Annotated in this window: 12 protein-coding genes; 3 read left to right on the top strand and 9 right to left on the bottom strand. The window is 71.9% G+C overall.

The features are described from left to right. Window positions 1-654, top strand: a complete 654-nt coding sequence (locus ACIBP6_RS27825; protein ID WP_397056745.1) for an HAD family hydrolase — start codon at window positions 1-3, stop codon at window positions 652-654. Here ACIBP6_RS27825 and ACIBP6_RS27820 read toward each other — a convergent pair. From ACIBP6_RS27820 to ACIBP6_RS27790, 7 genes are all read right to left on the bottom strand, one after another. Then, window positions 647-976, bottom strand: a complete 330-nt coding sequence (locus tag ACIBP6_RS27820; protein ID WP_397056743.1) for a DUF5709 domain-containing protein — start codon at window positions 974-976, stop codon at window positions 647-649. The genes ACIBP6_RS27825 and ACIBP6_RS27820 overlap by 8 nt on opposite strands. A 33-nt stretch (window positions 977-1,009) precedes the next feature. Further along, window positions 1,010-1,567, bottom strand: a complete 558-nt coding sequence (locus ACIBP6_RS27815) for a hemerythrin domain-containing protein (protein ID WP_397056741.1) — start codon at window positions 1,565-1,567, stop codon at window positions 1,010-1,012. A gap of 23 nt (window positions 1,568-1,590) precedes the next feature. After that, on the bottom strand, window positions 1,591-3,135 hold the full coding sequence (locus ACIBP6_RS27810; protein ID WP_397056739.1) for a gamma-glutamyltransferase family protein: 1,545 nt from the start codon (window positions 3,133-3,135) through the stop codon (window positions 1,591-1,593). A 47-nt stretch (window positions 3,136-3,182) separates the two neighbouring features. After that, on the bottom strand, window positions 3,183-3,503 hold the full coding sequence (locus ACIBP6_RS27805; protein WP_132615200.1) for a helix-turn-helix domain-containing protein: 321 nt from the start codon (window positions 3,501-3,503) through the stop codon (window positions 3,183-3,185). Window positions 3,504-3,555: 52 nt separating this feature from the next. Next, the gene (locus tag ACIBP6_RS27800; RefSeq protein ID WP_397056737.1) at window positions 3,556-3,987 is read right to left on the bottom strand and encodes an Hsp20/alpha crystallin family protein; all 432 of its coding nucleotides are present in this window, start codon (window positions 3,985-3,987) and stop codon (window positions 3,556-3,558) included. Between the two features lie 93 nt (window positions 3,988-4,080). Continuing rightward, complete coding sequence (locus ACIBP6_RS27795) at window positions 4,081-5,346, bottom strand: MFS transporter (RefSeq protein WP_132615196.1); 1,266 nt, start codon at window positions 5,344-5,346, stop codon at window positions 4,081-4,083. A gap of 92 nt (window positions 5,347-5,438) precedes the next feature. Then, entirely contained in the window at window positions 5,439-7,175 is a 1,737-nt protein-coding gene (locus ACIBP6_RS27790; RefSeq protein ID WP_397056735.1) for an ABC transporter ATP-binding protein, read from the bottom strand. 72 nt (window positions 7,176-7,247) lie between these two features. Between ACIBP6_RS27790 and ACIBP6_RS27785 the strand changes: the two genes are divergently transcribed. Next, window positions 7,248-7,667: a MarR family winged helix-turn-helix transcriptional regulator gene (locus ACIBP6_RS27785; protein WP_397056733.1), complete on the top strand. Its 420-nt coding sequence runs from the start codon at window positions 7,248-7,250 to the stop codon at window positions 7,665-7,667. Between the two features lie 37 nt (window positions 7,668-7,704). Here ACIBP6_RS27785 and ACIBP6_RS27780 read toward each other — a convergent pair whose 3' ends face one another. Then, window positions 7,705-8,748, bottom strand: coding sequence for an amidohydrolase family protein (locus ACIBP6_RS27780; protein WP_397056731.1), 1,044 nt, complete (start codon window positions 8,746-8,748; stop codon window positions 7,705-7,707). 72 nt (window positions 8,749-8,820) lie between these two features. Then, entirely contained in the window at window positions 8,821-9,972 is a 1,152-nt protein-coding gene (locus tag ACIBP6_RS27775) for a PucR family transcriptional regulator (protein ID WP_397056729.1), read from the bottom strand. 110 nt (window positions 9,973-10,082) lie between these two features. On the opposite strand from ACIBP6_RS27775, the gene ACIBP6_RS27770 reads away from it, so the two are divergent. Further along, window positions 10,083-12,185 carry a M6 family metalloprotease domain-containing protein gene (locus tag ACIBP6_RS27770; protein ID WP_397056728.1) on the top strand — a complete coding sequence of 701 codons (2,103 nt, stop codon included), beginning with the start codon at window positions 10,083-10,085 and terminating at the stop codon, window positions 12,183-12,185. Window positions 12,186-12,194: the final 9 nt, after the last annotated feature.

The raw sequence follows: 12,194 nt of genomic DNA, 5'->3' as shown, positions 1-12,194 counted from the left end.
ATGATCAAGGCTGTGGTGTTCGACGTCGGCGAGACGCTCATCAGCGAGGACCGCATCTGGGCCCGGTGGGCGCGGCGGATCGGGGTGAGCCCGTTCGTGCTGATGGGCGCCCTCGGCGGGATGGCCGCGCTCGACCGCCCTCACAGCGACGCCTTCCGGCTCGTCCGGCCGGACCTCGACCTCGACGCCGAGGAGGCGGCCTGGGAGCGCGACGATCCCGGCGGCCTGCGCAACCACTTCGACGCCGACGACCTCTACCCCGACGTCCGCGAGGCCCTGGCCGCCCTCCGCGCGGAGGGCCGCCAGGTGATCATCGCGGGTAACCAGCCGCGGCGCGCGTACGACGCTCTGGTCGCCATGGACCTGCCCGCCGACTCCGTGCACACCTCGGACGGCTGGGGCGTGGCCAAGCCCGACCCCGGTTTCTTCGCCAAGGTCGCCTCGGTCGCGGGCCGCGAGCCGGGGGAGATCCTCTACGTCGGCGACCGGCTCGACAACGACGTGCTGCCGGCCGCCGCGGCGGGCATGCGGACCGCGCTGCTGCGCCGCGGACCCTGGGGCTACCTGCATGCCGAGCGCCCTCAGGCGCGGGCCGCCGACATGGTCGTCGACGACCTGCACGCGCTGCTGCCCGCGCTGCGGCGGCTCACCTGAGGTTCTCGTCCGGGTCGATGCGCACGGCGCGCTCCTCGGCCGACAGGTCGTCGGAGTCGGCGTCGTCGCCCCAGTCCTCGCCCAGCTCCTCGTCGTCGACGTCGGGTTCGAGGCCCTCGTCCGGCTGCGTCAGGCGGTGCTTGGGGCGGGGGCCGCGCAACCGATCCTTGGCCTCGCGCCGCAGGCGTTCGTCGAGCGTGTCCCTGCGCTGAGGATCGTCGTCGACGACCTCGTGCCGCAGACCGAGGTCCTCGGTCCACTCGTCGACCTCGATCTCCTGCTCGTCGCTCATACCGTGGCGGTTCGGCGGTGTTTCGGTCATACGCGCCCCCTACCCAGCGAACGGGCCGGAATCCTAGGACCCGGATTTCCCGAGTGCCTCCGCCAGTTCCTTCTTGCCCATGTGCGATCTGCCCGGGATGTCGGCCTTCTTGGCCTCTTCGTACAGCTCGGCCTTGCTGACGTCGCCGGAGGAAGAGCTCGGGCCGCCGTTCGCCTTGAGGGCCTTGAGCTCCTCGGCCCTGCGCTGCTCGAACGCCTTGCCCAGCTTCTGGAGGCCCTTGGCGTCGGTCCGCCGCTTCAGCGAGGGCAGGAGTGTGCTCTCCTCCTCCTCGACGTGGTGGTTGACCGATTCGATCAGCTCGGTGAGCGTCCGGTCGAACTCGGCCGAGCCCGGCTCGGCGCGGACGAGCGCGTCGAGCAGGACCTCGGCCTCCTTGTGCTCCTCGACGCTGTGGTGGGCGTCCAGGCCGGGGTAGACCCGGTCCTCCTCGGCGCGCGCGTGGGCGGTCAGCAGCGCGTGCAGCTCCGCCACGGTGGCCTTGATGTCGCCCTTCTTGCTCTTGAGCTTCTCGAAGAGGCCCTCCACCGTCCGGTGGTCCTTCGTGATGAGAGTGATGACGTCGGTAGCCATGTCGGTCACGGCTACCCGCCGGGTCAGCGTCCAATCGCGGCGCCGACCAGGGAGCGCGGATCGGCCGCGCCCGCCAGCATGCCGTCGGGGCGCACGTCGATGAGGTGGGCGTGGCCGAACGAGCCGCCGTACGGCAGGGCCGCCACCCGGTGGCCGAGCGCCGCCAGCCCGTCGGACCAGGTCGTGCCCTCCTCCAGGTCGACGACCGCGGCGTCGGGGGCCTCCCACGTGTCGAACCCGGTGCCGCCGGTGCCGAGCCGCCAGCGCGGCGCGGAGATCGCCTGGCCGGGGTCCTCGCCGTGCCGCAGCAGGCGGGTGATCACCTGCAGCAGGATCTGGGGCTGGGCGTCGCCGCCCATCGTGCCGGCGACGGTGCGCAGCGTGCCGTCGGGGCGGGTGATCAGGGCGGGCGTGAGCGTGTGGGGCGGGCGCCTGCGGGGGCCGTACTCGGCGGGGTGGCCGGGCTTGAGGGAGAAGCCGATGCCGCGGTTGTGGAGGTTGATCCCGGTACGCGGCTCGAACACCATGCTGCCGAACCCGGACGCGTTCGACTGGATGAGCGAGACACCCATGCCGTCGCCGTCGACCGCGCACAGGTAGGTCGTGTCTCCGTCGCGCTGGGCGGGGCCGCCCAGCCGCACCCGGGACAGCGGATCGATCAGCGCCCGGCGGCGGGCGATCTCGGCGGGGTCGAGCAGCTCCTTGGCGTCCTCGTGCAGCACGTCGAGCCGGTCGTGGCCGGCCGCCCTGGCGGCCTCGGCCAGCAGGTGCGCCCAGGCGGCGTGGCGTGGGGACGGCGGCAGCTCCAGCCTGTCGGCGATGGCCAGGGACATCAGCAGCAGGTAGCCCTGGGAGTTGGGCGGCATCGACCAGACGTCGTGGCCGAAGGCGCGGACCTTCAGCGGCTCCACCCAGTCGGCGGCGGGTGCCGCGAGGTCGTCCTCGGTGTACTCGCCGGCGCCCAGCTCGACCAGGCCCTGGCCGAACTCGCCCAGGTAGAACCCGTCGCGCCCGCCCGCGGCCACGGCCTCCAGCGCGCGGGCCACGCCGGGCCTGGTCACGCGGTCGCCCGCGGCGCGCACGGACGCGAAGTCGCCGCCGCCGGGCCGGCGGGCCGCGTTGGCGGCGCCGGTCAGCATCAGCGGCGAGGCGGGGAACCCTTCGCGGGCCAGCCTGACCGCGGGCGCGAGCAGCTCCGCCAGCGGCAGGCGGCCGTGGCGGGCGTGCAGCGCCGCCCAGCCGTCCACGCAGCCCGGCACCGGCACGGACCTGATGTCGTGCTGGTGGGGCATGCGGGTGTGGCCCTCGGCGCGCAGACGGGCGGGGTCGGCGCCGGAGCCGGCGCGTCCGGAGGCGTTCAGTGCCGTGACCTCGCCGTCGTGGACGAGGGCGAACAGGTCGCCTCCCAGGCCGCACATGTGGGGGGCGACGACGGAGAGCACGGCGTTGGCGGCGATGGCCGCGTCAGCGGCGGAACCGCCGCGCTCCAGCATCGAGAGCCCGGCCCCGGAGGCCAGGTGGTCGACGCTGCAGACCATGCCGGAGGGCGCGTATCTGGTGGTGTGCACGGCACGAGAGTACGCCCGCGGCCCACCGGGTAGCGGCGCTCAGGTGCTCAGTTCGGGTCGCGCAGCTCGCGGATGCGGGCGTGGGCCTCCCTGAGCTCCCGGCGCAGCTCGACGAGCTCCCGCTCCAGCTCCAGGATGCGGCGGATGGCGATGAGCGTCATGCCCTCCTCCGCCATGCGGGTGACGTGCTGGACGATGACGATGTCGTGGCGGGAGTAACGCCGCTGGCCGCCGCTCGACCGGCTCGGCCGGATGACGTCGTGCTGGTCCAGCCGGCGCAGGAAGGCGTGCTGGACCTGGAGCATCTCCGCCACCTGCCCCAGTGAGTAGAGAGGCGCGTGCTCGTCGTCGAAGGGCAGGTCGGGCATGTCTCCTTCTCCTCGTGGCTCGGGGGCGGGATGTCCCGCCCCCGAGCTCGTGTCAGGCCTTGATGGCCTTGGTCTCGCTTCGCTGGATCGCCACCTTACGCGGCTTGGCCCGCTCCAGCACCGGGATCCTGACGGTGAGCACCCCGTTGTCGTACGACGCGTCGATCTTGTCGCTGTCGAGGTGCTCCGACAGGTAGACCCGCCGGATGAAGGCGCCCATCGGCCGCTCGCGGACGAACAGCCGCTCGTCCTCGGCGATCTGCTCGTCACGCCGGGCGCTGACGCTGAGCACGCCGCGGTCCACCGTCACCTCGATGGAGTCGGGGTCGATGCCGGGCAGGTCGAAGCGCAGCAGGACGTCGTCGTCGCGGCGAAGGCCGTCCATCGGCATCACGGCGCCGCCGTCGCCGAAGGCCTGGCGGGTCAGCCGGTCGAACTGCCGCTCGAACTCCTGGAAGAAGGGGTCGATCGAGGTCAACAACATGTCCCAGCCTCCTCGTCGAGTACCTCTATGCAGCTAACCTCCAACTACATTTATAGGTTATCTGCATGCCGACATGCAAGCCAGGAGAGCCGGTCAGGCGTTCTCGAAGCCCGGCTCCAGGCGCCGCCGGGGCCGTACGGCCTGGCGGAGCGTACGGCCCGACAGCCGGGCCAGCGCCGCGGCGGCGAGCAGCGAGGCCGCCACGCAGGCCACCCCGCCGATCTCCAGCGCCACCCGCGGTCCCAGCGTGTCGCTGAACCACCCGAGCAGCGGCCCGCCGAGCGCGCCTGCACCGGCGCTGACGATCGACAGGGCGGCGATCACCCGGCCGCGCATCGCCTCGGGGCTGTCGAGCTGCGCCCGCGCCGAGACCGTGGTGTCGAGCGCCACCGCGCCGGCCGCGATCGGCAGCATCACGGCGGCGAACGTCCACAGCGACGGCATCAGGCCGCTCAGCGCCTGCGCCACCCCGGTGACGAACGCCATCACGAGCAGCAGCCGGATCGTCAGGCGAGGCCGGGAGGCGGCCAGGAAGCCGCCCAGCACCGTGCCGACGGCGAAGACCGTGGACAGCAGGCCGTACCCGCCGGCGCCCGACCCCAGCGGCCCGGCGCTCATGGCGGCCATGGTGACCTGGAAGTTGCGGCCGAGGCTGCCCGAGACGAACCAGAGCGCGAGCACGGCGAGCAGCCACGGGGTGCGCAGCACGTACCGCAGGCCGTCGAGGACGGCGCCCGGCTGCCGCTCGGCGGCGGCCAGCACGTGGAACTCCCGGCGTCGCATGGCCGCCACGGCCGCGATCACCACGAAGAAGGTGGCCGCGTTGAGGGCGAACAGCCCGGCGTTGCCGGTGACGGGGAGCAGCGCGCCCGCCAGGCTCATGCCCAGGATGCGGCCGGCGGAGCTGAGGACCGACCCGAGCGCCATCGCGTTCGGCAGGTCGGCGGGCGGCACCACCTCGGCGCCGAAGCGGCCGAGCGCGGGCCCGCCGAGCGCGGTGACCACGCCGCCGGCCAGCGCCACGGCGTAGATCGGCAGGACGGAGCGCACGTCCGTCAGCGCGATCACGGCCAGCGCGGCGGCGAGGGCGGCCTGGGCGAGCTGCGCGGCGATCACGACGGGCCGCGCGGGCAGCCGGTCGGCCAGCGCGCCGCCCCACATGCCCAGCGCGAGCGTCGGCAGCGCCTGCATGACCAGGCTCAGCCCGACGCTGGTCGCCGAGCCGGTCAGGGTGAGGATGAGCCAGTTGACGCCGAGGACCTGCATCCACGTGCCGGTGACGGAGATGACGTCGGCGCCCGCCCAGAGCCGGTAGTTGTGATGACGGAGAGCTCTGAACGGGGAGGGGGAGGGAGACACGACGATCCTTGCCTTGGGAGATCTACGGGGGTTGAACACCACCCGTCCCGAAGCGGATTTCCGTCATGGCCGGAATGTGAGGCAGTCCACGTTTAGGCCGGACTCAACAGGGGATCGTCGCGGCTCACGAGCGCGGCGTAGTGTCCGCCCCCGGCCATCAGCTCGTCGTGGGTGCCGCGCTCGACGATCCTCCCGTGGTCCAGCACCACGATCTGGTCCGCGTCGCGGACGGTGGACAGGCGGTGCGCGATCGTGATCGTCGTACGGCCCCGCGCCAGCGTGTCGAGCGCCTCCTGCACGGCCCGCTCGGTCTGGGTGTCGAGAGCGCTGGTGGCCTCGTCGAGGACGAGCACCGGCGGGTCGCGCAGGATCGTGCGGGCGATGGCCAGGCGCTGCTTCTCGCCGCCGGAGAACCGGTAGCCGCGCTCGCCCACCAGGGTGTCGTAGCCGTCGGGCAGCGAGGCGATGTGGTCGTGGATGTGCGCGGCGCGCGCCGCCGCCTCCAGCTCCTCGTCGGTGGCCGACGGCCGGGCGAAGCGCAGGTTGTCGGCGATCGAGGCGTGGAAGAGGTAGGTCTCCTGCGACACCACGCCGACCGCCTCGCTCAGCGTCTCGAACGTCAGCTCCCGCACGTCGGTCCCGTCGATCGTGACCCGGCCGCCGGTGACGTCGTAGAGCCGGGGGAGCAGGTAGCTGAGCGTGGTCTTGCCGGAGCCGGTCTCGCCCACGACGGCCAGGCTGCCGCCCACGGGCACGGTGAGGTCGATCCCTTCGAGCGTGGGGGCGTCCCCGTAGGAGAAGTCGACGTGCTCGAAGCGCACCTCGCCGCGCACGTCCTCCAGCCGGCGCGTGCCGGGGTGGATGTCCACGGGCAGGTCGAGGTATTCGAAGATGCGCCCGAACAGCGCCAGCGAGGTCTGCACCTCGACGCCGAGCCGCAGGAGCTGCACCAGCGGCCGGAACATGCCCGTCTGCAGCGTCGTGAACGCCACCAGCGTGCCCACCGAGATCGAGCCGGTGTGGCCGACGGCCCAGTAGATCGCCGCGGGCATCGCGGCCATGACGAACTGCACGGACGACTGCCGCCAGCGCCCGGCCATGCTGGTGCGCACGCCGAGGTCGGCCAGCTCGTGGGAGGCCCGGCCGAAGCGCTCGGTCTGCTCGGACGAGCGGCCCATGGTGCGCCCCAGCAGGATGCCGCTGATCGACAGCGACTCCTGCACCATGGTGGCGATGGTCGCCAGCTTGCGCTGCCGCTCGGAGGTGATGCGCTTGCGCTCGGCGCCGACCTTGCGGCTGATCCACACGAAGAACGGCATCAACGCGAGGGACACCATGGTGAGCCGCCAGTCGAGCGCCATCATGGCGACGAACGTGGCGATCACGGTGGTCAGGCTGGAGACGAGAGAGGCGGTCGTCGAGGTGACGACCGACTGCATGCCGCCGATGTCGTTGGCGATGCGCGACTGGACCTCGCCCGTCTTGGTGCGGGTGAAGAAGGCCAGCGACATGCGTTGCAGATGGGAGTAGACCGCGACGCGCAGGTCGTGCATCACCCGCTGGCCCACGGTCGTGGAGACCAGCGTCTGCAGCACGTCGAACACCGTCGTCGTGACGGCCACCGCGATCATGCCCAGGGCCAGCAGCGCGAGCAGCCCGGCGTCGCGTGCGGGGATGGCCGTGTCGAGCACCTCGCGCAGCAGGAAGGGCGAGGCCAGCGACACCAGTGAGGACAGCAGGATGAAGGCGCCTACCAGGGCCAGCCGGCCGCGGTAGGCGCCGAAGAGTCTGACGATGCGCCCGAGCGGCGCGCGTGGTTCCTCGGCCACAGATGGGGCCTCCTTCCAGATGTCCACTCAAACAGAGGTTAACTCATATTTGTTCCGGCTAAACTTGGCGATATGGAAGAAAAGGAGCTCGCCGAGCTCTTGCATCTGGTCAGCAGGCGGTTGCGGCACGGCTACCTCCACCGGCTGGTGCCCCTCGGCCTCAACCCCGGCCAGGCGCGGGCGCTGCGCGCGCTGGCCGACGCGGAGCGGCCGCTGCGGATGGTGCGGCTCGCCGACCAGCTGCGGATCGTGCCGCGCTCGCTGACGCCCGTCGTGGACGCGCTGGAGGAGGCGGGGCTGGCGCGCAGGGAGGTGGATCCGGCCAACCGCCGCTCGACGCTGGTCGTGATCACGCCCGAGGGCCGCGCGCTGGCCGAACGGGCCCGCGACGCGCGCAGGCAGGCGGGCGAGGAACTGTTCGCCGTCCTGTCGGACCAGCAACGCGACCAGCTGCGCGAGCTGCTGACCCTGGTGGACGAGCAGTTCCGATGAGGGACGGGCGCCTTGCCCACGAGCCGGCGGGCGGCGGTCAGGGCGCGGTCATGGTGATCACGCCGCCGACGACCGTGCCCAGGCAGGGCGGCTGCGCCAGCAGCGCGGCGTACGGGTAACGGCCACGGGCGTCGTAGACCGCGAAGTCCGCGCGGGCGCCGGGGCACAGCGACCCGATCCGCCCCTTGCCCCGGTCCATGCCGAGAGCCGCGGCCCCACCCATGGTGACCGCCTCGACCAGCCGCCGGTCCAGGCCCCGCGGACGCTGGCCGCGCCCGCGCACGTGCCGCCGGACGGCGGCCGCCAGATCGAGCGGCCCGGAGCCGCACTCCTGGCACGGATCCGCGGCCGGCCCGTGGCTGCCGAACGCGACGGTGTTCCCCTCCTCCAGCAGCGCCAGCGTGTCGCCGCCTGGATCGGGCCCCGGCGGGCAGAGCGCCACCGCGGTCCCGCGCAGGCGCAGCAGCTTGCGCTCCCCGGGGTCGAGCGTCCGGGCGCACGCGACGTGGCACAGCGGCCCGAGCACCCCGGCCTCGTCCAGGGCGGCGGTGGAGTGGCGGTCCAGGTCGGCCAGCAGCCGCAGGCCGAACGTCCTGGACAGCACGGCCACGTCCTCCAGCACCTGGAAGTCGCCGGTGAGCGCCGCGATGCCGACCGCGTACGGCCGCTCGACCTCGCGGATGGCGGTGATGACGGCGTCCCGCTCGCCTTCCTCCCACTCCTCCTCGCCTGCGCTGTTCACCCGGACGTACGAGATGCCGGGCAGCCCCAGGCAGTCGGCCGGGTCGCAGACCATGCTCGCCCGCGCGGTCACCCCGGGGACGGGCGCGCGGGCGGAGGAGCAGGCGTCCACCAGGCCGGCCACGATCATGCCCTGCCACCGCAGCTCCTCGGCCGCGGGGTAGGCGGCGCGCAGCTCCGCCCGCGGCCCCACTCTGAGCACGTGGGAGCCCTTGGTGGCGACGGCGCCGTCACGGAGGGGATCGACGCACACGGGCAGGACGAGCGGCGCCGAGTGGAGCACGACGGGGGCGGGCGCGTGCCTGTCCGGAACCGGCCCGGCACGCCTCGCAGACGGCATCTGATCTCCCGTCGATCTAGCCCCTTTTATAAATTAAACGGGATATTGGGACAAAGGCGCAATCAAGATGAATTATGAGAATCCCCTGGGTGCGTAGCGTCCCGAGAGCCGCGCCAGCTTGAGGCTGAGGTGCAGGGCGAGCCGCTCACCGCCGTCCTTCAGGTCGGTGCGGGCCAGCTCCTCCACGCGCTGCAGCCGGTAGTACAGCGACGTACGGTGCAGCCGCAGCGCCCGGGACGTCGCGACCGCGCTGCCCGCCAGATCCAGGTACGTCTCCAGCGTCTCCAGCAGCGGCAGGTGCTGGGCGTCCGCCAGCATGTCCTCCAGCCCGGGATGCAGGTCCTGGTCGGGCGGCACCTGGGTGAGCATCCGGTAGACGCCGAGCCGCGCCCACTCCGCCGTCCGCCCGAGCCCCGGCACCCGCGCCGCCACCTCGGCCGCGTGCCGCGCCTCCTGGTACGAGTCCGCCGCCTCCGCCAGCGTCGGGCGGCCCCGTCCGACGCCGACCACCACCGGCACCGGCATCGCCGCGTGCAGCTCGTCGGCCGGGACCGGCACCCCGGCGGTGAGCAGCACGGCGTGGTCGTAGCGGACCAGGTGCAGCGGATGGTGCCCGCTCAGCCGCCGGCGCAGCGCCAGCAGTCCCTGCTCCAGCGCCAGCCGCAGGGCGTCGTCGGGCTCGGCCGTGCGGGGCCTGGCCACCTGGACGGTCACCGGCCGCCCCTGCGGGAACGCGCCCGCCTCGATGAGCTGCCTGGCCGCGTCCCGCTCGCCGAGCAGCAGCCCGGTGACGGCCTCCAGCTCGCGATGGGTGGCCAGGCCGGTGGCCAGGCTCTCGTGGAAGAGGGCCAGCGCCAGGGCGGGCGCGGCGGCCGCGGCCTTGTCCACCTGCGCGCGCGACATGGGAGGTTCGGCGTCGATGAACCACAGGAAGCCGAGCAGCCCGCCGGCGTGCCGTACGGGGACGCAGACCCGGGGTAACAGGCCCAGGTGCGGCGCGCCCGGGGTGCGCAGCGGCGCGGTGGCCCGGTGGATGCCGGCCGCCCGTAACCACTGCCGGACCTCGGGCACGGTGTGCCGGCGCAGGATCGAGTCGCGGCGCACGTCGTCCATGGCGCCGTTCTGCTCGCTGTACGCCACGACGCGCTGCACCCGGTCCTCGAGCAACAAAGGGCGGCCGAGGCGGGTGGCGAGCTCTTCCACGGTCTTCTGGAGGTCGGCCACAGCCCTACCCGTTCACCTGGAGGTTTCAACATATGTCGAAGATTTCAGTACAGGTCTTCCCTACATTCAGCGGGTGATCTCCGTCAACAACGTGGATACCGTCATTCCGTGTGATAGCCCCTAAGAAGCTGTTAAAGGGCGTGCTCACCGCCATCGTGGTGATCCCGATGGCGATGGTGGCCACCCCTGCTTCCGCAGCACCCCCCAGCGTCGACCCTGACACGCCCTGGCGGCAGAACCACTGGCCGCAGACCCAGCCCTGGCAACTCGACAGCCCCGCGCAGGCCAAGCGGGCCCGGCCGGTCGCCGACCTCGCGCCGATCGACCCCCAGAACTGGGAAAACCCCGACCACATGACGTGGGACGACTACAAGAAGCCCCCGGGTACCACCTGGAACGATCCGAGCGTCAAGGGCTCCGACCGCCAGTTCAAGGGCGCGCTCGTCCTGCTCGACTACCCGAACCAGCCCTTCGTGGTCACCCAGCCGCAGGGCTCGACGGTCTTCGGCAACCCCAGCCCGCAAGGGGCGAACATCCCCCGCGACCAGGTCGCCAAGTTCTACCAGGACTTCCTCAACACCCCGAACGACCTCAACAAGGGTCACACCATCCACGAGTACTGGATGGAGGACTCCGGTGGCCGGATCGGTGTGGACCTGACCGGCTTCGGCCCGTACACCATGCCGGGCAAGGACCACGAGTACGGCATGGAGTACCAGCGCAACCACTGCCCGGCCGGTGACACCTGCAACAGGAACCTGCGCACCGACGGCAACGCCGCCTGGCTCGCCGCCGTCGGCCAGGAGGTCGCCGACCAGTTCGACTTCGTCTTCTACCTGAGCGCCGGTCAGGACGAGTCGGGCACCTGGCAGGAGTTCGGCATGATGAAGTTCCCCACCAAGGAGGACGTGACCGACGAGTTCGGCCCCGAGGGTGACGAGAACCTGCCGAACTGGTCCACCACCCGCTACGTCGACTGGACCTCCTGGCAGGCCGGCTCCACCTTCTGGCCCAACGCCCGCTTCGGCGTCGACTCGGTGCAGACCGAGAGCTCCGGCATGGGCACCTACGCCCACGAGCTGAGCCACATCTTCGGCATCGCCGACAACTACAACAACCCGTACGGCGTGCCGCCGAGGCGGGCGTACACCGGCATCTGGGAGATGCTCAGCCGCGGCAGCTTCAACGGCCCCGGCGGTCCGCACTCGCGCTGGGTCATCCCGCCGGTCGCCGGCGCGTCCATGGGCGCCCAGCACATGCTGCGCAACAAGATCGACCTGCAGATGGTCGACGAGCAGAACGTGCTGCGCCTGTCGCGTGAGGCGCTCGACGAGTCCGGACTGGTCACCGCCAAGGTCCTGGCCCGCGTCGTGCAGCCGGGACAGGACGAGCTGTCGGGCATCAACATCTCGTTCGACACCGAGGACCACAACCCGAACTGCGACTGGCGCACCGACCCGATGTGCGACGGCGGCAACTACGACAACTACACCGTCGAGGTCGTCGACCGCATGGGCGCCGACTCCTTCACCCCCGACTCCGGCGTGCTCCTGGCCAAGACCAAGAACCAGGACAGCGCCCCGTTCGAGTGGGTGATCGACGCCAACCCGCAGGACATCGGCATGACGGACTACGTCCTGCCCGACGGCACCGAGGTGCCCATCACCATCGGCGACTACCGCCAGCTGTCCGACGCCCTCTTCCACGCCGGCACCGACTCCGGCAGCGAGTACGAGTTCGTCGACGAGGACAACCGCCTGCACTTCTACGTCACCGACCTGGAGCGCAACGGCGACGGCGAGCTGTCCTACACGGTCGCCGTCCGCTCGCTCGACGGCGCGGGACCGCAGAAGCGCGGCGTGAAGCTGCAGCACGGCTCCGGCGTGCCCGGCGGCGACGGTGTCTCCGTCTGCCGGTTCCCGCTGACCAACACCGGTCAGGCCGCCCCCGCGCAGGGACAGCACCCGGAGGACGTCAGCAAGTACCTCAACAACGACGTCTACCGGCTCACCGCCACGGTCGAGGGCCAGGGCTGGACCGCCCAGGTGCCCAACGCCCTGGCCAACCTGGAGTTCGGCGAGCGGGACACCGTGATCGTCAACGCGGTCCGCGGCGACGGCGGCGACCGCAAGGCGAAGGTCACGCTCACCGCCACCTCGGAGAGCGACCCGGGCAAGACGATGACGGCCACCTGTAACGTGAATGGCCGCTGAGTGAACCTT

This window comes from Nonomuraea terrae (assembly GCF_044465245.1).
Taxonomy (GTDB): domain Bacteria; phylum Actinomycetota; class Actinomycetes; order Streptosporangiales; family Streptosporangiaceae; genus Nonomuraea; species Nonomuraea terrae.
Note: the sequence above shows the minus strand (reverse complement) of the source record. Positions and strands in the feature narration are given on the sequence as shown.

Bases quoted from the DNA above. Each gene is read 5' to 3' on its own strand.
- ACIBP6_RS27825 (WP_397056745.1), top strand. From the start codon at position 1: ATGATCAAGGCTGTGGTGTTCGACGTCGGCGAGACGCTCATCAGCGAG.
- ACIBP6_RS27820 (WP_397056743.1), bottom strand. From the start codon at position 976: ATGACCGAAACACCGCCGAACCGCCACGGTATGAGCGACGAGCAGGAG.
- ACIBP6_RS27815 (WP_397056741.1), bottom strand. From the start codon at position 1,567: ATGGCTACCGACGTCATCACTCTCATCACGAAGGACCACCGGACGGTG.
- ACIBP6_RS27805 (WP_132615200.1), bottom strand. From the start codon at position 3,503: ATGCCCGACCTGCCCTTCGACGACGAGCACGCGCCTCTCTACTCACTG.
- ACIBP6_RS27800 (WP_397056737.1), bottom strand. From the start codon at position 3,987: ATGTTGTTGACCTCGATCGACCCCTTCTTCCAGGAGTTCGAGCGGCAG.
- ACIBP6_RS27785 (WP_397056733.1), top strand. From the start codon at position 7,248: ATGGAAGAAAAGGAGCTCGCCGAGCTCTTGCATCTGGTCAGCAGGCGG.
- ACIBP6_RS27780 (WP_397056731.1), bottom strand. From the start codon at position 8,748: ATGCCGTCTGCGAGGCGTGCCGGGCCGGTTCCGGACAGGCACGCGCCC.